Below are 23,150 nucleotides of genomic sequence, written 5' to 3'. Positions count from 1 at the left end.
TGATTTAGTACTATCTGTCCAATAAATGGTAAACTAATAACAAAGAGCATTTATCTTCAACAGGCTTACAAAAAAGAGGGGGCGTGTGTATGTTAGGTATCAAAGTAGAACAGATAGAACATCACCTTGTGATTCGCTGGCAGTTTTCCAAAATAGAAATTCCCATCTCAGATATTAGAGCAGTTACCCTTGATGATACATATGGTGGCAGCGAACCATCAGCTGTTCGAATCGGCGCAGCGTATGGCGCTTCCGAAACAATTCTAATCCGCACAACCCATCAATCCTACATCCTGTTTACTTCCAATGAGGCTTTATTTCCAAAAATCAGTGCCATACTATCCAATAATGCAGGTGAGCGGAATGCGTCAAACTTGCAACATGCTAACGAATCTAGCGCACCTTAAACGTCCGATTTTCAAGGCATGCCAATTTTAACGAACTTCAGTGACGTTATTTCGGTTCAAGCACGGCGTAAGAGCCTAAAATGCGAAGCAATCCATGAAATAACGTCTCTGGGATTCGTTACATCTCAAAACGGTGCAAATGAGAGCGAATAACGTGTGTCAGGTTCGTTAGGCAAAATTAACGCAAACAAGGGGCGTCCACCGTCATGTTCATGACTTCATGGGACACCCCTTTTTTTCACGTTAGTAGGAGTTCAGATAATAACCCTCCTAAAGCCAACTCCACTTCGGTAATTGATCCAGCGTAATCACATCTTCGCTATTGTATACTTCTCTCAAATACGCCACGGTATTATGATTGCCACCCTTTAGGAATTCTCCCGTCCAGGTACAGAACCAGCTCCAATGTACACCTTGCTCCTTCATTTGCTTCGGATCAGGAATGGAGCCGTTCTCGGCTAGGGCAATGATTTTGCTGTCTTTCACCAGTTCACGCAGATTCTCATAACGTTTAGCTAGTGGGCTGTGATCCCCTGCTGCTGGGTACACATCCACACTCACAATGTCCACGACATCGTCACCCGGATACCACTCCGGCTTTTCAGAGTTCCACACCCAGATCAGATTACCCAACTTATACGTATGGACCAATCGTTCATATAGCAGGCGATATAACTGTTTGGCAGGTTCAGCTCCTTTGGCTCCCCACCAGAACCAGCCTCCTTCCGCTTCATGAAGCGGCCGGAATAACACAGGCACCCCAGAGTCCTTTAGTTCTTGCAGATGTACTGCAATTGCATCAATATCCTGGATCAATAAGGTATACTCCACCGATTCGGGATGTGCCAACGCAGAAGCAAGATCGTAAGTGGTGGCATCGGTATAGAAACCGCGCCACCATTCCTTGCCTGGTTCATCTATCAAATGCGTAGGTGCATTCCAGTGCCAGCACAATGCCACAATTCCACCCTGCTGGTGCCATGTAATCGCATCCCGAATTTCCTGGGATGTCGCGCCGCGCTGTGCTCTTGATGGAGAATATTCCATGAGATCGAATCCGATCACCGCCGGCTTGCGGCCTGTATTCTCATTAATCCAGTTCAGATTACCGTAATCCTGCTGACCCGACAGCACCCCTTTTCCATAACGCTCTGCCAAGTACTTCATCAGTTCTCTAGCCTCGGAAGTCGCATCTTTATTCACTAAATTACTGCTTATCTTTTGCTCCGTCATTGATAATCCTCCATTCCAAGGCAGGGTACATAGCGACCCAAATATCAAAAACACCCAAATTACGCATCCTATACGACTACTCCAAGCCCGGTTAACCAACCACACCTGAACGTTCAATACTCTCCACGAAATAGCGCTGTACAAACAAATACAAAATAATGAGCGGTGCAATCGCCAGCAAAATTCCTGTATCCACGATCATGGCAACATAATTGGGGTCTGCCTTCATGCCCGAGTTCGAGCCAAAACCCATCAATTGGGGAATTAACTGGTTCGCCTGGGCAGGCAATGAAGCTACCTTCAGCGAGATAAGCGGGCTTTCACTCATGAATAGCGCGGAATAGAACGTATCGTTGTACTGCCAGACAAACGAGAACAGAATGACTGTGATCAGCGGCGAAATGGCGTTCGGCAGCATGATGCGGGCAAATGTCCGAAATCCGCCTGCTCCATCAATCAGCGCAGCTTCTTCGATCTCCTTGGGCATGCCCTTGAAGAACTGGCGGAAAATATAAATGAACAGCCCAGCCTTCAGCCCACCAGCCGTAGCCGCGGTAATCATGGACGGCCAATATGTATTCAGCAGGTTGATCCCTTCTCGCCCCGTGAACAGATGAACCATTCCCAGGATATCAAAGTTGCGGAAATGCAGATACATCGGCACCATCAGGGTGCTTGTCGGAACGAGAATGGTGAGGATGACCAACACAAACAGCACATTGCTGCCAGGAAAAGAAAAGCGGGCGAAGCCGTACCCGGCTAACGCACAGGATATCGCTGTAAGCAGCGTTGTAATGGTGACGAACAACAACGTATTCGCCAGCAATGGCAAATAATCCATCACCTGCGCCGCAAGCTTGATATTATCCAGCGTAAAATGCTGGGGAATCATATAGATCGTCGGATTATAGATATCCTGTTTATCCTTGAACGCAACCGAGATTTTAAGAAATAACGGATACAAAATAATAAAAGAAATACCGATCACCAGTGCATATCTGAATATGGAATACAGGAGGTCCGATGTCTTGTTTCGTACCCTCTGCATGCGATAGTTCTCTTTCGGAACCACCACCATGCGATCCGTTCCCGACACAGCCATAGTCTCATGCCTCCTTCAACGTTCGTTAGCTTTCAGTTGTAATGAACCCGCCGTGACAGCACCCATCCGACAACAACCAATACCAGACCGATGACCAGCGTGTAGAGCCAGGACATGGCCGAGCTCAGACCGAAGTTTTGGGTTTTGAACGCGGTCTGATAGATGGCCTCGGTCACCGGGCTGCCTGCGAAGGAATCAATGATGGTATAGATGACATTTGTCAGGATCAATGGACTCACCATCGGAAACGTAATTTTCCAGAATGATTCATAGGCCGTTGCGCCTTCAATTTTGGCCACTTCGTACATGGAACCGGGTACCGATTGAAGCGCCGCAAGGAAGATCAGAATCTGTACGCCAGAGCTGCTGACAATATCGTAAATGCGCATAATCGCTTCCACGATATAATCGACATAGGCCATCGGCAGCCCCACATCATTCAGCATTCGCACAATTGAAATGACGTTGAATGAAGCTCCCCCTTCGGTAGACGATTCAACCGCACTGGCGTCCCCCATCAGATTGATCAACCCAGCGGACTCAGCCGCTGCCACCGCACTGGAGGCTAGTATCACTGGCAGAAAGAAGATTGCACGCGCCATCGTTCTACCCTTGAATTTCTGGTTAAGCAGTGTCGCCGTAAATAAACTGAAGAACAGAATCATCGGCACATTCAGCAGCATCGCTCCGACCGAATCCACCAAGATCCGGTTGAATGTAGCATCGACCAGGATGGCATCCTTGAAATTTTTGAGCCCGACAAAATCCAGTACATATCCACCTGGGGCAACCGACAAATTGCTCAAACTGAACCGGATCGATTGCAGCAGCGGCGTGGCGAACAGGAAGATGAAACCAATCAGCCATGGCGAAATAAATGCAAGTCCAAGCAGCGCTCTCCTGGATTTCAGCGATAATCGAAGGGCTCTCATCGGTTCACTCCTTCCACGGCATAGTCCGCCCCGCCAACGGTAATTTCATCAATTGTTACCGGATCATCCGTGTAATTGATCAAGATCGATGCACCGCCACTATAAGTGACTCGTACAACACCATCCTGAACTCGTTCATGCTCGGTTATTGATTGGTTCCTCAAATGACCTAATACCTCATTTGCTTCCTTGTATAATGCAGCTGCGTCATTTACCCAATATGCAAAATCCGTGGCATAAGCCGAATCATAATTGGTCAGCTTCAGCTTAGACGACGGTTCATACGTCCATTGAAATTGCGGTGCTGAGCCCAGCTCCAGACTGCGGAGCAGCTGTTTGCGCAGATCCTGATCCCCTGACATATTCATTGCGGGAGCAGCATAATCCATATATCCATGAATGACCATTTCATAAAAAGGAACTTCCTCATCGGTAATGTTAAATCGGCTGGAGCCTGAGGGAGCATCAACAATATGCTGCGCATATCCCCATGCATAGGCGTTAGCGGATGATAACATCATGTTTGGATACTCCTGCTGCAGTCTACCCAGCTGCTCCTTCACAATGTTCTTCGCAGTCTCCCTGTGGATGACACGACTATCGCGATAATCCGAGCTCAATACCTGCCCGAGATCACGCAGCGATAATGCGCTGAGTTCCAGTTTATTGATTTTCCCGGCAAACTCGTTCACCACATACGGCAGCTTGGCGGCCGATAACAGATAATAACTGTCTTTGCTCTGATCCATCCGGTTGAGGGCAGGACTGTATGGATACAGTTCAGCTGTCTCCTTGGTGACAAAACGCGCTGCATCGGAGGAGGGAGCAGAGTTCCAATCGTCGTGGTAAACACGCTGGAACGCCACATCAGGGAATAACGCTCCACCGGACTGCTTCAGTTGTTCAGACAGATCATGCAGCTCGGAACGACTGCCCACTTCACTGTCCAGCTTGACCTGGGTAGGTGTATGGTGACTGAACCCCCCGCCAAACCATCCCTGATACCGCATCTGCACGCGGTTCACACCTTCCTGCTGTAACTTGGAGGCCATCTCAGCCGCTTGTTCATATGTCGTCATAGCTAATGTGGTCCGATAAGGTACACCCAGGAATGAAGCTTTTTTGTCCACTGCACCTAACACATCCACGTAAAAAGGTAAGACCGACTCGTCTTCCAGCGGTTTCAGTACGTTCTGCCCCACCAATTGCTGCTGATACAAACGGGCCATCCCGGAATAGCTGGCATCCTTGCCGTTGAGAAAATGGTATCGCACCTGAATATCTCCGCGGAATGGTTCCTCGCTTAACAGCTGAATCTCCTGCATCTTTTGTGAGGTATACATCTCCAGCTCATCCTCACCCCGCAGGGAGAACGTTCCGTAGACGTGGTTGTAGCTATTTTGCCTGCCTCCAATATCCGCAGAGATACTGGCCATACCATCTCCTTTTTCAATCACGGCAAACCAGGCATGTTCACCGTTCTTCAAACCAAAGACAGGCATATGGACAGATTCACTAACCTGCGGGCGACTGAGTGAATTGTCATTCGGATCTGCACCGTACACACGCTGTACGTACTGCTCCTCCTTGATCTTTCCGTTATTCAGATGGATCAGACTGCCCGAACCATCAGGTACAAACATATAACCTTCACCTTTCGTATCCGCGGCACCAAAGTAAGCAAGCAGATCGATATTGCGAATACGGTACTGACCGCTCTCTTTCACCTGACTTAGTGGCACCGTGACCACCAGCGAACCTTGATCCAGCCGATATTCCACCGGAATGACGAAGCTTGGTTTATCCGATGTGCCCCCGCCTTCGACTCCATTCTCCGCATTGTCAAAAGCAAGATCGTCTGCGGTATAACCCGCCGTCTCAAAGGCATCCAGCATCTTGTTCAGCACAAGCTGCTTTGAAATCTGTCCATCCAGCCGTTCCAGCACATCCGGATTATTCTTGGATGGATAGTAGCGGGCAGAGGTATATCTTGCGACTGTGGCATCCAGTTTGGAAAGAACCTTCTCCTCCAGACGTTGTTTGCTGATCAGTTTCGGCAGGGCATCAATACCAAGCGAGGTATCGCCAAGTGTGTATGTAACACGAATACCCTGATCCACATTGGCAGCTTCGAACTGTTTGTTGCTGATACTGGAGCTGAAGTTTGGAAAGTTCTCCAGCGTACCGATCGCATCCCGAAATGACACGTTCAGCTGGGAGGACAGAACTTCCTTTTCATAACCGGAAGCCAGGCCATCCTGATTACGTTCGTTCGGATTGCTGTACCATATCTGTCCACTCGCTCCATCACGAATGGCAATTTCCGTCGTTTCCTCGTTATAATAGAGCGCCAGTCCCTGGTCTTCGGCGACCAGTCGCATACCCGGCACACCCTCTGAAGAATCGGTGAGGAATTGCAATGACTCCGCCTCGGTTGGCATGGCCTCTGTTGTTGCTTCAAGATAAGCCGCTGCTTCCACGGCAGGTACTCCCCTGTTATTGATATACAGCAGTCCAGCCGCGATCAGGATCACAGCAGCACCGCTGGCCAGCACCGTATATATTCCTTGCCTTTTGTTCACGGATGCCGCCTCCTTTAGGTCCGAAAAATCAACTCGCGATAGATGTTGTAACCGAATTCATATAACTGCTGCAGCATACTGAATACCAATGCCCCGAGGAACACGATGATGCCCATGACTATTACTGTCAGCAGCATCGTCAGGATCGTTTTGATCACGGTGTACTGGTGTACCGTCATCGTGCCAATGAAGAGCAGCAGCAGGAACCAGAAGAACGCGATGCTATTAAACAAATAATAAAAAGCCGTCTCTTCCTGTACCATAAACCGGCTGATGATAATCATGGGGATATAGATCAGAATAATCGGGATAAGCGAGTATCCTGTTGCCAGAAAAATTTCCCTGAACTTTCCTTCACCCTCCATCAGAGTGGTTACCGCCCAGTTCGCTATGCACCAAAGAAAGAACGGCACTGCAACCGTTGCGATCTCCCCTATGCTGTTGATTGTGCGAGGATCAATGTAATTCACAAGAAACCCCGCGTATTGTTTCTGCAAAATCATCATGATAATGGTAAGCGCCAGTGCTCCAAAAGCAACGGTCAGCCTGCCCCGCTGATCCGACTTGATATCCCAGAATGCATCAATGGGGTGAAAAATGAGATGCAGCGGAAACTTAATGTAATCCTGCTTCATGGTCATTCTGCCTCCTCCGTCTCCATTTAGCCGCCACTCGGACCAGGATCAGCATACAAATCAATGCGATGGCAAGCGTCAGAAAGGTGCCGAAATGTTCCTTCATCATCTCTCGCCGATATCTTTTGAACGCAACAGAATAACTTTTGCGATCCATCCCCAGTTCGAAGTAACCTAGCGCTTCCTCGTTTTTCTTCTCCATCAGCAAGGACTTGCCAATACCGATATAGGCGATATCATAGTTGGCATTCAGCTTCAGCACTTCTTTCCAGATATGAACAGCCTCCGTATCTTCACCCTGATAATGAAGGGCAACCGCCTCATTCACGCTGGTTCCAAACCGTGTTGGCTCATAGATAACCAGATTGCTTTTCCCCCGATCCAGTACCAGTTGATGATTCCCGGATTGTTCCATGGCGACTGGTGTTTTGAGCGTTCCCACCTGATTTCCTTTGCCTCCATATACGTAGAGCAGATGACCTTCATCATCGTAAGTAAACACCCGGTTCTGCGTTGCATCCAGCACACTGTACATACCGTTGCCCAGTACCTTCACATCAATCAATTTGGATGGACCCGGGTTATTGCGGAATCGGATATCTCCTTTGACTTCAAAATAACCAAATCTTTTCAGCACATCCTCGCCGGATGGGTTCAGTCGTTTAATCGGTTCGCTGGAACCCGGATCGATATTGGTCGCATAAACAAACCCTTTCGCGTCGATATCCACATTGGAAAACTCGGTCGGTACAAACAAAACCATCTGCGCCCGCTGGGCTTTGGTTGAGAATAGTCTCCAAATGTATTCACCGTAGTCCCGTTCCACCTTGTTGGTACCGACGTATCCAATGAATTGACCGTGCTCGTCAAATTGCATAATTCCTTCGTAAACACCCTGGGTCACCACATACACCCGGCCTACACGGTCCACAGTCAATTTCAGCGGTTGGAACTGAAAATTGGTCGCAAGGATATCAGACTCTGGCTTCGTAATGGTATGGACCAGCTGACCTTCCGCATCCAGGACAACTACGCGGCTGTTCCCCGTATCAGCGATGTATACTCGGTCCTCTTCATCCACAAATAATCCACTCGGAGTATTAAAACTCTCCTTGCTGCCGTCCATCATAAATCCTTCAATCACCCGCAGCAGCTTATACTCCCCGTTAAGGACAACAATTCGGCTGTTGCCACTGTCCAAAATATAAATTTGCCCGGAGGGAGAGACATTTACATCACCGGGGTCTTTGAATTCTCCAATGCCCAGGTCGCTTCCCGAGATGGTCCGCTTGGGCAGATAGGCGTCCGGTGCAGAAACGGCCTCCTTCCAGTAGTTGTAGTTATAACTCTCATACGGCGCCGGGGAGGCCGCCGCAGGCACGGCATTCACCAGCAGCAGCGATACTGCCGCCAGAAGAACAATCCATCTTTTCACTGTGCGTGCCATATCGTTCCCCCTTATTCCTTCATGCCCGAGCTCGCCATCGTCTCAATGATGCGGCTCTGTGAGAAAATAAACAGCGTAATAGGCACACTCATCAAGATAAGCGCTACCGCAGCGCCTGCCCCGGCCCGGGATATCCCGCCCTGAATGATCTGGCCTGCTGCATAGTGCAAGGTCTTGAGCTGTTCGCTGTAGATGTATCCGTTGCCATCACTGCCCCACAGCATCTGGAACAGCAGAATGATCAATGTGAGCCAGGCAGGCTTTACATTTGGCATGACAATGGACCAGAAGATCCGGTATTCAGTGGCACCGTCAATTTTGGCTGCTTCCAGCAACGCATCCGGGATCTGCTCCATGAACTGTTTCATCAGATACAGACCTAATGAATACGCGAATGCCGGAATAATGACGGCCCAATACGTGTCAATCCATCCCAGCCATGACATGATCATATAGTTGGGAATGGCCGTCACGGCAGGCGTGAACATCAGGGAAAGCACAACGACCTGAAACATGAACACTTTGCCCGGAAATTTGTGCTTGGCGAGCGGGTACGCCGCTGCCGAAGCGAGCAGCACATGGCCGACGATGCCGATGCCCGTAATAAATACCGTGTTGAATATATATCGTGAGAACGGAACCCACGAGTCACTCAGCAAATTCAGCAAATCTGTGAAATTGCTGAACGTTGGATTTTTGACAAATAGTGTTGGTGGAAAAGTAAAAATCTCATCCAGCGGTTTGAACGCATTGTTGATTGCATAGATCAGCGGCAGCACCATGAAAGCACCAAATACGAGCAGAAGGACAAACAGGGAGATGCTTCCTGATAAGGAGCGGTTCACCCGCTTTTTGCCTGTCGCAATTGCAGCCATAGCTATTCTCCCACCCTTCGAAGCAGTTTCTGTACCAGCAGGTTGGTGCCCACCATAATCATGAACAGCACGGTTGCAATCGCGGAGGCATACCCCATCTCAAACCGCGTTGTACCAAAATCGATCAAATGGGTCACCACTGTCTCTGCCGCATAGTTCACACTCGGGAACCCGGCCAGCGCAATGGACACATCTGCCACCGCGAATGAGGTCGTAAGTTGAATGACCGCACCAAACATCAGCTGCGGACGCATTGAGGGCAGGGTAATATACCAGAGCTCCTGCCAGCGATTTTTGATCCCGTCCACCGCACCTGCCTCATATAACGTCCGGTCTACGGTCTGCAAACCGGCGATGAACGCCAGAAAGCCTGTGCCAAGACTGAGCCACAATTGCACCAGGATGAGGATCGGCATAATGTAGGCTTCGCTTTTTAACCACTGGATCGGTTCCAGCAGAACCCCCCATTTGATCAGCAGTCCATTGGCTATTCCGTAGCGATCCCCCGAGAAAATCATCAGCCAGATAAAATAGACATTCCCCGAAATGGATGGCGCATAGAAAATCAGCGTCATGAACGCTCTCCATTTTGGCGTTAATTCATTAATGATCCACGCAAACACAAAACAGGCAATATAACTGATGGGTCCGGTAATGATGGCAAACAGCAGCGTATTTTTGATGGCAATCAGAAATACGTCATCCTCAAGAAACAGGCGGGTATAGTTCTGCCAGCCAATAAAACGCGGAAACTCCAGCATGTTGAAATAGGTGAAGCTGAGTATGATGGAGATGACCACCGGAATTACGGTGAACATGGTGAACAGGATCATGTAAGGGGCGAGCAGTACATAGGAATGTTTGCTGGCCTTCATTTCCTTGAGCTTCCATGACCACCATGATTTCATACCCATACCTGGTGTTTTCTCAGGAGGACTGTTTTGTCCGTCTCGGAGTGATATTTGTGACACTGTTAACCCTCCCTCTGCTTACGGAAGACCAAATTCATTACGCTTGATCCGAATCTCGTCCTGAATATACTGGGTATAATCCATGATGGACTCCCTTGCTTCCACTTGGCCCACAACCGTTTTGTAAAATGCATTGAACAGATGACGTCCGGTAAAATAACCGCCAGGCACTTCGGGGATGCCTTTCACCGTCTCGAATTGTGCCTTCAGGTTCGCATAATCTTCAGCAGGCCACGGAAGTGAATCCAGCGCCTTGATGTTGGCTGTCGGATAACGCGCAGCCGCGCCCATCAGTCCCTCCATCTCGCGGCCAAACTCGGCCTGAACCGGTGTACTGGTCCACCATTTCATGAACTCCCACGCGGCCTCCTGATCCTTGGCGCTCTCCAGCATCATGACCGCGCTGCCGCCACCCGGAACGTCCCGATTCAATGTTCCATCCGGCTGCACCGTCCCCGGAACCGGAACAAATCCCCATAATCCACGGATTTCCGGTGCAAATACGGACAACTGGTTATACATCGTGTAGTCCGTCAGACCAATCGGCATCTGTCCGGTCCGGAAACGGTTGGCAAAGTCGTACTCCCGCTCCAACTTGTAATCGGTATAAAACTCTGTCCACTTCTTAAAGGTCTCAATACCGATGCGCGAATCCAGATCCGATTCCTTGCCGTCATTCCGATAGAAGGAGCCGCCGTTCTGCAGCAGCATCGTGGCATACTGCGAGTTAGGCGGGATGTTCACACCCTGCATGTTGGCCTGGGCCACCACCGGCATGCCAAATTCCATATGATTTTTACTCAAAATCGCCAGCAGGCTCTCGACATCATCCCACGTTTGAGGAACTTCAAGCCCAAGCTCTGCAAGCACGTCTTTTCGGTAAAACAGCATATTAAAGGTCTGTGTCTCCGGCAAGGCGTACACACCTGAATCATAAGCGTACGGTACGATGGCACTGTCTCTAAACTCCTGTTCCACCGTGGTATAGTCACTGAACTGGGTGAGATCCACAGCCGAATTCCGCATCGCAAAGTTCACAGGCAGATCATTGCCGATCTGCATCGCGACATCCGGTCCTTCACCCGATAAAGTGGCTGGCAGCAGCGTACCCATGTTGACCAGCTTCAGATTGACGTTGATGCCGCTCTCCGGTGTGAATGTCTCATCAATCATCGCTTTCATCGTATTCGCCTGATCACGACCACTGCCGATCCAGACCGTCACCGTGCGCTGATCCTCTGATGTGGCTACGTTCCCGATCTGGTTATAATCAATGAAGAACGAATGATAGAATGTCTTCGCTTCATGACCGAGCTTCGCCAGCGGACCCATACCCGTGCCGGGAATGGTACTGTCTAATGAAGCTACATAGAGTGCATCAATTTCAAGCGGTTGCTCGCGCGCCTGCTGCACCCAAGTCCCCAGTCCGCCTGTATTCGTTTTGTAAGCGGCAAGTCTTCTTGGAATGGTATCCGGTTTATCGATCATCTCATCCAATTGTTGAGCCATCGTTTTGATCAACGCTTCCTGATCGCTGGACTGGCCTGACAGAAGACGAAGCTGCCCTGCCACTTCCTTCAGACGTTTACTTTCTCCGCTAAACACCTCCAGCAGATTCGGAATTTGCTTCTCCACCCGATAATCCCGGAATTCATCCGGCTTGGTGCCTGTAATCATCAATATTCTCCGGTACATGGAGTTCAGGTTGTACAGGCTGTCCTCTACATTTCGAATAAGCGGTGCGAAGTCGCCCAAGCTGTTCTCCAGCCGAATGACATGTTTGCCTTTATCCAACTGAAACTTGTAAGCTTCCTCACCGCCCAGCACATCAATGCGATAGTCACTTTGGTAACGGAACGGCGCCTTCGTCATCTCCGCAAACGGAATTTTGCCATCGATGGTCAGCTTGCGCGTGGAATAGATGCCTTTGACAAAATTTTGCTGAGCGGTAAAACCGATATGATAAAGTCCACTCTCCGGCACGTCCACTTCCCATTCGATCCACTGTCCTGGCAGACGCCAGTTAAAACCACCAATCGTATTAATACGCACTTGGGAAGCGCTGTAAGGCGATACGGCTGAACTTGATCTTTCACTGGTTGGATATAACGTAGGTGAGGATTTGGCAACAGCCGCTTCCCCTTCAATTCGGATGAGCACATCCTTAGGCTGGCTGGAAGAATCCGTCTGCTTGGCCCCCGCGGTTTCCGCATAAGGAATGGCTGGCTTCTCATTGAATAGCCGTATGGATCGAATTATCATGGGTTCGCGGGAAGATTTTAGCGTTAACGTGTGCTCTCCCTTTTCAAAATAGAACTTGAATGGAGCCTGTTCATACCCGTCCGAGTCCTGAAATGTTTCCTCCATCCAGCGAGGCTTCTCCACTTGTTTTGGACGAAGATCATTGCCCTGATTATCCTGTTCAACAGCTTGTTTCTCATTGCCCCACACCCGGTCGAACTGCAAATAGGCGGCTTCCGCAAACGGAAGTTCACCGTCAATGTACAATGCACGCTCAATTGCCGAACTCTTGCCTTTTACGGGAAAATAGACAGCAGAGAGGTTGTACAGCCCGGTTTCCGGCACGTCAACAACCCAGTCGATCTCCCCCGTCTCCCCGGTATGAAGCGATACACCTGGCTTGCCCTCATAATCATTCAGCTTGCGCGCCTCTTCACCTTCTGCCCGTATGTAGTCTCCTGCTTCAATGGTCATGTCCACATTCGGTTGTGAGGCCTCGCCTGCTTGGGACAGATATTGTTCATATCCTTTCTTCTGTCTCGTCTGCTGCAAGATGGTATCCACCTCAATGACAGGCAGACTGCCAGAAGACACAACTTCATTCTTTACGCCTGCACCGGAAGTAAGCAAAAATATGACACAAGCTGCCGCTGCTGCAATGACTACAGGCAGGATCCATTTCTTTCGTTGTAGAATTCCAGCCATTCTACGAGCCCTCCTCATCAAGGCTGATGCCAGCAATGCCCAATTGGTGATACAGGAAAAGAGGTACCCGTGCGCGAGCCCGGACACGAGGCACCCCTGACTGAATCATGCTGGTTTTATTGTTTGCCAAGCTTATCGACTGCGGCTTGTGCCTGTGCTTTATACTTCTCAGCTGTTGCCGTAACAGAAGCATTGTTTTTAATAATGTCATTTACATAGTCACCGATTGGATATCCCGTATAGGCATCATCCAGCAGGATACGACCCGTTCCAGCGATATGTTCGCGAATCATGGCGATATCCTTTTCATCGGTATACCGGCTTTCCAGGTAATCCTGACCTGGGTACTCTTCAATCTGCGGAATATCGAAGGTCTCTTCATAGATTTGGTATACGATTTTGGGATCTTCCACACCTTTTGGAATGAATTTGGCTGAGGCAGCGTTGTTGGCGTAAGTTACATCCTTGCTGCCTTGAGGGCCATTCGGAATGGGTACGACTCCAGCAGCAAAGGTGATATCGCCCAACTGCCATTCTGCAGCAGTGAACAACGCCACATCTCCATCCTTGAATGTGTTGCTTTCCTCCCAGTTCGTTTTGTCGCCTGTTTTGACTTTCACAACATTCTCTACGTTATACAGGCGTTTGACGAATTCGGCAGCTTCAATCGTTTTCGGATCGGATAATCCTTCTTTTGAATGTTCGTCATCTACAATCGTGCCTCCATTGGCGGCAGTAAAGTGACGAAGCACGTCAATCGCCCAGCCGGAGAACCCATATACGTCAATTTTTCCGTCGTTATCCGTATCTTTGGTAGCCTGTTTTGCCAGTTCCATGAATTTGTCCCAATTCCATTCGCCTTTGTTGTACAGCTCCTGAGGATCCGGCAGGGAAAGTTTCTTGAACAAGTCTCGGTTATAATGAAGTCCCAAACCAATGCTGGTTGGAGAATCGAATGCGTAGTCGTTGCCTGCGATGGCAGGATATTTCGCAATCAGGTTTGCCTCTTGGTTGATGTTGTTCTCAGCTGTGGTGAATTCGGAGATAGGCAGCAGCTGCCCTTTGAGGATGGCGGGTAGTGCGGATTTGTATTCCATCTGAACAATGTCTGCGAAAGGTTCGCCAGCCAGCGCAGTTGTTGTGAATTTATTCATGTATTCTTCGAACGGTACGTTTACAAACTCAATTTTTACGTTGTATTTCTTCTCGACTTCAGCGATTTTATCCAGTCTCGCCTTATCCGATGCGGTCTCCCCCGCCGGCTTCAGATCCCACCAGGCCGCAACCTTGATGACACGTCCACCCAAATCCGGCACATCGACGGCCACTTCTTCCGCTTCGCTTTCTTTGTCTGTCTCAGCGGTTCCAGTGCTATTGCCCGAATTGGTTGTTGCATCCGTGCCCGGCTGAGCCGTACCACCGCCACTGCAAGCGGATACAAAAAGCATTATGGCCAATAACATCAGCGGCAAAACGTTCCATTTTCTTATCATGAATTTAACAACCTCCCCGAATGTGTATACAAATCATGGTCCGGCATAATCCACTGACTTCCAATTCCCCTAATGTAATTCGACAACCACCACCATTTGTTATTTCATTGTTTGTTTTAGACAAACAAAATTTAACATAGAGAAATGTAAGCGTCAACAATTTTATTGTTAACATTTTCTAATTATTCTGCTAAAATGCTGTCATATCGCTTTTAACCTTATTTGAACAGGATATTATTCAAAAATCATCCTAAGTACTCCCATATTCAAAACGGAAAGACTCTTGCCAATTTTGTTATTTTATAAAATAACAAAAAGATAATATTACATTTCAAAATTCGCCTTTTCTCCTGAAACATGTCCATCACTGAGGTCTTTTTCCGTCGTTACATGTATGGGACACTAACATTTTCACTTCTCCAGCCGTTATTAGATTAAGAGAAATACATCATGATATACTAGAAACAGCTTTATTACCCATGGTAAGGAATACGGCAGAACTACGAGTGTAAGGATGGTATGATGAAGACGAAGGTAACTATTCAGGAAATTGCACATTTTACAGGTCTGTCGAAATTTGCGGTATCACGGGCACTGTCCGGAAAATCAGGTGTTAGTGAACAGACACGAGATGTTATTCTCAAGGCCGCTGGCAAGCTTGGATATTTCAAAGATAACAGCATGTTATCTGGTGATATGTATAGCAGCAATGAACTTCAGGACCCGCATAATACGCGGTGGAGTGGCACCATTTTGATTTTGTTTCCCAATGTTCGTTATCAAAATCAGGAATCCGTATACTGGGGGCCGGTCTTTAACGGCATATCATCCAGACTGAATCAGAAAGGCATCAATATCCTCACCCTGACAGAGCCTTCTGCGGATCAGCTATTTACACTGCTGAACCCGGATGCCATTCGGGGCATTATTACGGTGGGTTCCATCTCAACACCGATTTTGCTTGAAATCAAGCGTCTGGGCATTCCCGTCGTCATGGTGGATCATCTGGACCCAGTCTTTCATAGTGACAGTATTTTCACCGACAATTTTGCATCCATGCGTGACATTATGCTCTATCTTCTGCGCAAGGGATTCAAACGGTTTCAGTTTGTTGGAAACACCAGTGATGCTCACAGCTTCTATGAACGTTGGGTGGCCTATACTTCAGTATTGATGGGACACGGCTTGAACCTGAATCAGATCCCGCAACTGAGCAGCCCGGATGTGGATGATTTCCATAAAACGTTTACTTCGGTCATTAATGAGGAGAACTTGCCTGAGGTTTTTGTCTGTGCCAATGACTTCTTCGCGCTTTACACCATTGAGGCCCTGGAGAGCATGGGAATTCGCGTACCCGATCAGTGCGTTGTCACCGGTTTCGATAATGTATACGACAATATACCGGTGCTTGCCACAGTGAATGTGAACAAGGAGCTGCTTGGTGCACGTGCAGTCGACCAGATGTTATGGCGTATTGTGAACCCGGAGAGCAATGTAGAGAAAAAGCTGATTCTTGCTGATGTCATGATTCGGGAACAATACGGAAGGCATAGCAGTTAAAATCGTACGGTATTCAAAAACAACAAAACACCCCCACAACCAGTGTTCAACTGGCCTGGGGGTATACAAGTTTGGGTACCATATACAATAATTGATTGTAAAAGTCCATTCTACGTATCTGTCCGCACATCATCCCAATCCTGATCCAGATAACAGATCAGCCAATTCAGCGCACGGTGACGTTCGTAGGCCACTCCTCCATTGAGGCCTGCGGGAGGGATTTGCTCCTTCACACGACTGTCCACACACACCCAGTTGTACCGGTAAATTAGGTCTGCTGCATCCAAAATCTCACTTTTGGAGCGAAGCTGTGACCCATATACAAAAGCCTCAACATCGTCACATTGCTGCAAATAACCCACATCTTGTCCTACGTTACAAAGATTTACTGGAGCTCCAAGTTCCTTGACGTAGCCAAGTGCCCATAACATCACATGATAAGCCTCGTATCCCCATGAAAAGGAGATAACCTCCTGATGTTCTGCCCCATGCTGCTCCACAAATCTTCTCTCCACAGGTGAAAAGAATGAAGCTGCATCATACTTGTCGATCACTTCCTGGACCAGCGCTGCTGTATCTTCTGCGCTCTCCCCCGCTCCCAGGCACTCACCCTTGAGAGCTGCAATACAGAGGGCTACCGCACGCTCTGCCACTTCTTGGACACTACGGATCTTTGTATGCTCATCCCCCGCTCTTGCAGGCAGATGAGCATTGAATGGGATTCCTTGCTCTGTCAGAAGCTGCTCCGAACGCTCTTTGCGCAGCATTGCAGATTCCGAAGGGGGTCTGACATCGTCCAGAAAACTGGTGTGGGCTGTCACTTTATAATCCTCCACTTCGGATTCTCCGTTGACATCCAACAGCAGTTGACCTTGCGCATTCAGCAGGGAGCCACCACCCCAGAAGATGACTGCATCGAGAGCATCGGCTAGATGCAATAACTCATTGAAGAACTCCTCGGAGATGTCCTCTTCGGTCTCGATGCCAACAACCATATTCAGTGTAGAGCATTTAATCAGTACCTTTTCCTGTAGCGAAGGATTCTTCCCCTCGATCTGACTCAGAAATCCCAGCATCCCCTGGATCATGGAGGTAAATTCCTCAGGATGTGTATGGCTGGTCATGATATTAAAGCCCTTCGTCTTCTTACTGAACAGCTTCTTGCGTGTCACTTGAATGTGGGTTTTGTCTTCCTTACGCTCAATGGTATCCTGAGGGTATATGGATTGAATCATTTCATACAGCTGATCCAGATCAAATTGGGAGCTGTATATCGCACAATTTCTCATGAGGTTCACCTTCTTCTTTCTAGTCCTTATACGGGTCGAATTCGTTCCCTCCGGCCATGGCGACACCTACGGGGCGAAGAGTATGGTTAATTTTCAAGGTATGCGCATGCGCATTCAGCACGTCCTGCAGCTTTTTGTACACAAATGGACTTTCATCCGTTCCTGCTCCCCGAAGCTCCACACCATAGGCACGGATCGCCGCTTGCATCTGTTCTTCGCTAATCTCGCCGCCCATGCGTGTACGCAGCTTGTAATTCATTTTACCAGCCGCCTGGGTTCGGCTCATGATGCGTCCAGCCCCATGTACGGTGCTGCGAAACGACTCGGTATTCTCCTCGCTGTGGATCCCCTCCACAATGACCGAGATATCTCCCATGCTGCCTCCCACAAAACCAAGCTGGCCCGGGGCGAGGGGCGTTGCTCCTTTGCGGACCACCACCACTTCTTCGCCCATATGCTGTTCTTTCCAGGCAAAGTTATGATGGTTATGAACCGTGTACTCTGCGCTCGCCCCGAGAATGCCGAGAACCTGTTCAATTACATAGTCACGACCCGCATAAGCATATCGGCCGGCCAGCGTCATCCCGTCCCAATACATATCACCCATTTCACTCTTGAGGTCAAACAATGTCGGCGGCTGATCCATCGATTCTCCCGGCGCTTTGCCGCTAAACTTACGTCCGGCAGCCAGATTCAGAAAACCACTCGCAACCTTGTGACCGAAGCCGCGGCTGCCAAAGTGGTTCGCAATCCACACTTTACCTGTTGCCTCTTCTACAAAAATATCCACAAAATGATTGCCGCTTCCCACCGTCCCGAGCTGGTTGCGCGCGAGTATTTTCAATTTGTGCTGTAATCCGGGTTCAATGGAATCAAACAGCTTCCAGCTGGCATCGTCAAACAGCTCATGATCTACAGGCTTTGAATTGTTACGGCCTACGCCGAAGGATATCGTCGAATGAATGTCATCCATAATCACGACAATCTGATCCCGGATATCATCCCACATCAGGTTGGTACGCACAGCCTTGTTACCGCAGGCAATATCATATCCAACCCCTGACGGACTGATCATGTTCCGGTAGGCAACCACGCCCCCAATGGGTTGTGAATATCCTTTGTGATGATCCGCCATTAAAGCCACGCCCAGTACATCTCCATACTGCGAGCAAGTCACCGCCTGACTTACCGCATTCTCCAGCGGCTCCCCCCAAACTTTAATGTTATCTACGATACGCATAATATGGTTGACCTCCCTTTGTCTCCATTAAAATTTACAAATAAATATGTACATTGAAATCTATACGTCCCTGCCCATAACTTTCTTTATTTTACCAAAGAGAGACCTTTCCCGAAACTATACATTCCTTCAGTTCAAAGATATCAGTATAAAGTAAAAAAAAGAGAGCTAGGCTCTCTTTTACATAATTAGTCCTATTTTATTTCTTACTGATCTTAAACTTAAACTCCCATGTCGCTGTGTTACCCGAATAACGGCCTCTGTTCTCCGTCACGACAACCGATAGAGTCTTGTTGATTGATTTGGAAATGGAGGAAACTTTAACATTCATGCTTTTGCTTCCGAGATCCGGGATTTTGTCCTGCTCCTCAGCAATGGCTTTTAGTTTCAGCGTATCTGTGGATTTCAGATTCAACGTGACGGAGGAACCCTCATCCAGGCTCTTGCCGTTCACACTTGCCCCAATGGCCCATTCATTACCAACGGAATTGTTTTCCACCAGTTCTGCACTGACAAGCGTCACGGTCACTTTAACCGTCTTGGCAGCGGCATAGGATGTTGGGGAACATACAGCGAATACCAGACTCAGAATCATCAAGACATTAGCCCATTTTTTGAACACGAGAGTGCCTCCCTCATATCAGTTCATTTATTTCGAGACTATGCCTTATTCGCCCTGCTCCTTAAGTAGTCCTTCTACCGATCAGACATTTTCCGTGCTAAATTGATTAATTAAAATGCTTCCGGTATCCCTGAACTTTCTCATCTTTAAAGCCCAGCTTTTCATAGAAAATATGAGCCTCTTTGCGCTGATCGCCAGACACCAGAATCATGTATTCACATCCAAGATCTCTCGCAATGTGCTCAATCTGAAGCATAAGCTTCTGACCAATTCCTTGTCTTCGTACCCCATCAGATACAATCACATTCTCCACAACCATGAAGGGATTGCACTGACCCGCCAGATCCATACATTCAATACCCATCACCGATCCAGCCAGTTCGCCGTTGTAAAAAGCACCAAGTACATGGTAGTGTCCATTTTGCTGGATATAGTGAAACATCTTCTGCATCTGCTGTTCATTGGTCGGTGTACCCATCAATTCGTTGTATAATTGGCTTAGCGCCGGCAAATCCTCAAGTTCGATTGCTTTAATGGTAATCATCATAACCCTCCTGATTTTTTCCTATTTCGCATACGTTGCCTTAAGTTAGGTCCTTTTTAAAATAATAATGACGGTGTCCGGTCGGTGCATTCTCGATCGTTGTGATCAATTGGTAGCCATGCTTCTTGTAAAATTCCGGTGCTTGATATGAGAATGTGTTCAATTGGATGAAGTCACAGGATTTCTCGCGCGCAATACGTTCAACCTCACGCAGCAATTGGGAACCATAACCTTGCTGCCGTTGCTCTGCATCCACCCAAAGAATATCAACCTCCAGCCAGTTCCAGCAAAGTGTACTAAGCACACCTGCAACGATCTCTCCGTCGCCATTTTTGATGTTAAAATTCAATTCTTCGTAACGATGCCTTAATTCCTCGCTCACATGCGCAGCATTAAATTCGATAAGCTGCTGGCGAACATATTCTGATTCCTCCGAAGTACTTGAATTGATGTTGATTTGGGACATCCTATTCTCCCCTTTCTCGTTATTACATGTGGTAAATATTTGGATGGGCCCTTCCCAGTCAGGCTCTCTAACCTCTTGGTATTTGTTATGGGTATAACGTGCAACAACCTTACGCCAGAAAGCCTGAGCAGGCACATTCGTCTCCAACTCCGCTACTTTCCATGTCCCAGGGAAAAGGTTGAACAATTGAATGGCGGCTTGTGCACCCATTCCGAGTTTTCTGTATTTTTTCATTACAAAAAATTCTGCCATTTGATATATCCTTGTTCCCTGTTCACTCCCGATTTCACGGATAAGTGCGAATCCAGCCAGCTGTCCTTCTACCCGGAATAAAAAAGGATGTCTGCCCGTTTCTGTCCAATAATGGTCCAGATACACATATTCGTATAACCCGTTTTCATTGACGTCCTCCGGGTCATATTCAGTAAAATCATATTTGTATAATTCCATCAGATTGCGCAACGTTGATTTGTGTTGATACTCCGCTTTATGAATCGATAACATGAGAGTGCTCCTTCTTTCCAGCTGATCATCGTATGACGTTGTCAATCGCAGCCGTATTCATTTCTTGCATATTTTAACATGATCTGATTCCATATAAAATAAAACAACGCACCTCCATGGGAGATGCGTTCAACGTACTATTTATTCAATTCGTTATTTCAAAGCAATTCTTCTCTTATCTTGAGCATGACTTCTACATATCCCGAATCCATTTTGCCCAATATGTCTCTTGCCTGCACGTAAATCTGAATCGGGATCTCGCTAAATCCAAGAGCTTTAACGTATAACTTCTGTCCTTCCATTCTGACTTCAGCCAGTTGTGGATCTGCTGAATCCGCAGTGAGAACAAGTGTCGAACTCTCGTCATCTTCATCTTCAAACATGTATGCCAGGTCGATCTCGGCCTCTTCTTCACCAACATAAGCGGTATTACCCGCAGGCGCCTCCACCAGTACAGGGGGAGCATCATCAAAATCATACATGGACAAACGTTGCAGCAATGTTTGATGCAAAGTGAAATCAGGCTCTTCTCTCAGTCGTATGGAGTTGTCATTTACATTCAAGTATTGCAAATCAGACAGTTCAGCAACGCCAACAGGTAAATGAACAAGCTCATTACTATTCATATCAAGTTCCTGCAAGGAATGTAGTCCGTTCACATCCAATAAAGAAAGTCGATTGTTCGCGAGATTCAGATATTCCAGCTGATTCAGTCCAGTAACATTGATCTCCGTCAGTTGGTTACCTGATAAATCCAGCCAATTCAAGCGATCAAATCCAGAGGCATCCGCCTTGCTTATTTCGTTTCCGGATAGGTCTATTTCGGTTACATTCATGCCTTTGAATATCTCCACTCCGGTCAGATCGGAAATGCCTGCATTCCTTGCATATAATCCCCCATTGGTCTGTACGAGAGCTTCCACCAATTCATCTTTGGTCAGCGGATCATCCACATCCTTTTGCAACCAATAAGCAATGGCTCCTGCGAGATGTGGATCAGGGAATTGGCGGCTTATCGTATTGGCCTGTACCTTAACCTTAAGCTGCGCGGTGACACTTGCGCCCTGATCATCGACAGCTTTGATCGTCAGCGTTGTTTCACCAGCAGCCTGTGGTACAAGTCGAATCACTTGGCCCACCACCGTGGAAGAAACGATGGCTTCATCTCCTGCTATGATGCTGAACTGCAGTTCATCACCATCTGGATCACTAAAATAAGAAGAGGCTTGCCAGTCCAGTGAGTTGTGATCCAAGGTAAGTTCCTGATCTGGCAGACCGCCACTTCTGACCACCGGAGCCTTGTTCGCTGTACCTGGGTTGGAAGGAGTGGAAGGATTCGTCGGATTGGTAGGCGTGGATCCACTTCCTCCACCCGTGCTTCCGTTTCCGTTTCCGTTTCCATTTCCACTTCCATTTCCTGGCGTCGCCCCGGAATTACCGTTTGCGTTTCCTGCGTTATTGCCGCCTGAAGTTGTACCCTGCACTTCAGTTACCTTTCCTGGCTCATTAGAATTGGATTCCGGATTGGCGCCCCCCTGGCTCGCAGCTTCATCAAGTGCTTTAATAACTTCGGTTGTGCGTAATGCGATTACGGCCATTTCCTGCCTGGAAGTAGAGCGCTTGGGAGCAAAGTTGCCATTCTCCCCTTTCAAGATCCCCAATTCAACCGCCTGTTGTACACTTGGCAAAGCCCAGGCACTAATGTGAGTTGTGTCCTTAAAAGATAAAGGTTTGGTCAAATTTAATGTTTCATCATATCCCTTGATTTTAAGCGCGCGAATGATCGTCGTAGCCAGTTCTTCCCTTGTCACCAGACCGCCAGGACGAAACGTTCCATCCGGATAACCATTCATAATTCCGGCCAATTTGAGAGCTTGAATATAGGATACATTCTCTTCGTAACTATCCATATCCTTAAATAACAGATTAGGAAGCGGAGCCGACGTCAGCAAGTTCATATCCAGTAGTTGTGCAAGGGTGTAAGCAAGGTCACCTCTTGTCAACGTTGCACCCGGGTTGAAATTTCCTGCTTCATCCGTCAGAATCATCTGTTGCTCAGCAGCCCTTTCAATGGCTTGCCTGGCCCACGGTGCTGCCTGCTGCAAATCACGAATGCTTACTTCATCGGCAGCTGCACTCACTGTTCCGGGAACAGCAATGACTGATAAAGACAGAAGGGCTGCCCAATAAGGCGAAACTCTACGAATCTTATTTGTTGTACGAACTTTTCGTTTGGATATACGTGTTAACATCTCTTTATGTTACCTCCCACATGAACATAACCCTGATGTCAGCAAAGGCT

General features: G+C 48.0%; 18 protein-coding genes and 1 pseudogene. 2 read left to right on the top strand and 17 right to left on the bottom strand.

Annotated elements, in window-relative coordinates; genetic code table 11:
- The first annotated feature begins 89 nt into the window (after positions 1-89).
- Complete coding sequence (locus MHB49_RS09490; protein WP_405155949.1) at positions 90-407, top strand: hypothetical protein; 318 nt, start codon at positions 90-92, stop codon at positions 405-407.
- Between the two features lie 270 nt (positions 408-677).
- Here MHB49_RS09490 and MHB49_RS09485 read toward each other — a convergent pair whose 3' ends face one another.
- The 10 genes from MHB49_RS09485 to MHB49_RS09440 all read right to left on the bottom strand — a co-directional run bounded on the left by MHB49_RS09485 (position 678) and on the right by MHB49_RS09440 (position 14,623).
- Positions 678-1,640 carry a glycosyl hydrolase gene (locus MHB49_RS09485; protein WP_405155948.1) on the bottom strand — a complete coding sequence of 321 codons (963 nt, stop codon included), beginning with the start codon at positions 1,638-1,640 and terminating at the stop codon, positions 678-680.
- A gap of 91 nt (positions 1,641-1,731) precedes the next feature.
- A complete protein-coding gene (locus MHB49_RS09480; protein ID WP_163755022.1) occupies positions 1,732-2,742 on the bottom strand; it encodes a carbohydrate ABC transporter permease in 1,011 nt (336 codons plus the stop codon).
- A gap of 32 nt (positions 2,743-2,774) precedes the next feature.
- On the bottom strand, positions 2,775-3,674 hold the full coding sequence (locus tag MHB49_RS09475) for a carbohydrate ABC transporter permease (RefSeq protein WP_405155947.1): 900 nt from the start codon (positions 3,672-3,674) through the stop codon (positions 2,775-2,777).
- On the bottom strand, positions 3,671-6,256 hold the full coding sequence (locus MHB49_RS09470; RefSeq protein ID WP_405155946.1) for a DUF5696 domain-containing protein: 2,586 nt from the start codon (positions 6,254-6,256) through the stop codon (positions 3,671-3,673). The genes MHB49_RS09475 and MHB49_RS09470 overlap by 4 nt, the downstream gene beginning before the upstream one ends.
- A 14-nt stretch (positions 6,257-6,270) precedes the next feature.
- Complete coding sequence (locus MHB49_RS09465; protein WP_405155945.1) at positions 6,271-6,891, bottom strand: YIP1 family protein; 621 nt, start codon at positions 6,889-6,891, stop codon at positions 6,271-6,273.
- The gene (locus tag MHB49_RS09460) at positions 6,872-8,338 is read right to left on the bottom strand and encodes a gluconolactonase (RefSeq protein WP_405155944.1); all 1,467 of its coding nucleotides are present in this window, start codon (positions 8,336-8,338) and stop codon (positions 6,872-6,874) included. The genes MHB49_RS09465 and MHB49_RS09460 overlap by 20 nt, the downstream gene beginning before the upstream one ends.
- An 11-nt stretch (positions 8,339-8,349) precedes the next feature.
- On the bottom strand, positions 8,350-9,213 hold the full coding sequence (locus MHB49_RS09455) for a carbohydrate ABC transporter permease (protein WP_405155943.1): 864 nt from the start codon (positions 9,211-9,213) through the stop codon (positions 8,350-8,352).
- Positions 9,214-9,215: 2 nt separating this feature from the next.
- Positions 9,216-10,127, bottom strand: a complete 912-nt coding sequence (locus MHB49_RS09450; protein WP_247903083.1) for a carbohydrate ABC transporter permease — start codon at positions 10,125-10,127, stop codon at positions 9,216-9,218.
- Between the two features lie 75 nt (positions 10,128-10,202).
- On the bottom strand, positions 10,203-13,130 hold the full coding sequence (locus MHB49_RS09445; protein ID WP_405155942.1) for an extracellular solute-binding protein: 2,928 nt from the start codon (positions 13,128-13,130) through the stop codon (positions 10,203-10,205).
- A 116-nt stretch (positions 13,131-13,246) separates the two neighbouring features.
- Entirely contained in the window at positions 13,247-14,623 is a 1,377-nt protein-coding gene (locus MHB49_RS09440; protein WP_405155941.1) for an ABC transporter substrate-binding protein, read from the bottom strand.
- 519 nt (positions 14,624-15,142) lie between these two features.
- Here MHB49_RS09440 and MHB49_RS09435 point away from each other — a divergent pair.
- Positions 15,143-16,183: a LacI family DNA-binding transcriptional regulator gene (locus MHB49_RS09435; protein WP_247901584.1), complete on the top strand. Its 1,041-nt coding sequence runs from the start codon at positions 15,143-15,145 to the stop codon at positions 16,181-16,183.
- 110 nt (positions 16,184-16,293) lie between these two features.
- Here the strand turns inward: MHB49_RS09435 and MHB49_RS09430 are convergent, their stop codons facing one another.
- The 7 genes and pseudogenes from MHB49_RS09430 to MHB49_RS09400 all read right to left on the bottom strand — a co-directional run bounded on the left by MHB49_RS09430 (position 16,294) and on the right by MHB49_RS09400 (position 23,100).
- The gene (locus MHB49_RS09430) at positions 16,294-17,472 is read right to left on the bottom strand and encodes a DUF4272 domain-containing protein (RefSeq protein WP_405155940.1); all 1,179 of its coding nucleotides are present in this window, start codon (positions 17,470-17,472) and stop codon (positions 16,294-16,296) included.
- A gap of 19 nt (positions 17,473-17,491) precedes the next feature.
- Entirely contained in the window at positions 17,492-18,712 is a 1,221-nt protein-coding gene (locus MHB49_RS09425; RefSeq protein ID WP_405155939.1) for an RtcB family protein, read from the bottom strand.
- Between the two features lie 199 nt (positions 18,713-18,911).
- Entirely contained in the window at positions 18,912-19,334 is a 423-nt protein-coding gene (locus MHB49_RS09420) for a hypothetical protein (protein ID WP_405155938.1), read from the bottom strand.
- A gap of 106 nt (positions 19,335-19,440) precedes the next feature.
- A complete protein-coding gene (locus tag MHB49_RS09415; RefSeq protein ID WP_405155937.1) occupies positions 19,441-19,881 on the bottom strand; it encodes a GNAT family N-acetyltransferase in 441 nt (146 codons plus the stop codon).
- Positions 19,882-19,918: 37 nt separating this feature from the next.
- Entirely contained in the window at positions 19,919-20,344 is a 426-nt protein-coding gene (locus tag MHB49_RS09410) for a GNAT family N-acetyltransferase (protein ID WP_405157094.1), read from the bottom strand.
- Between the two features lie 120 nt (positions 20,345-20,464).
- A pseudogene (locus MHB49_RS09405) lies at positions 20,465-20,794 on the bottom strand (GNAT family N-acetyltransferase); the annotation flags it as partial.
- Positions 20,795-21,006: 212 nt separating this feature from the next.
- Complete coding sequence (locus tag MHB49_RS09400) at positions 21,007-23,100, bottom strand: S-layer homology domain-containing protein (RefSeq protein ID WP_405155936.1); 2,094 nt, start codon at positions 23,098-23,100, stop codon at positions 21,007-21,009.
- Between the last annotated feature and the right edge of the window lie 50 nt (positions 23,101-23,150).

Source organism: Paenibacillus sp. FSL K6-0108 (genome assembly GCF_045040695.1).
Classification (GTDB): Bacteria; Bacillota; Bacilli; order Paenibacillales; family Paenibacillaceae; genus Paenibacillus; species Paenibacillus pabuli_B.
The sequence above is the reverse complement of the archived record's forward strand: the minus strand, read 5'-3'. Positions and strand labels throughout refer to the sequence as shown.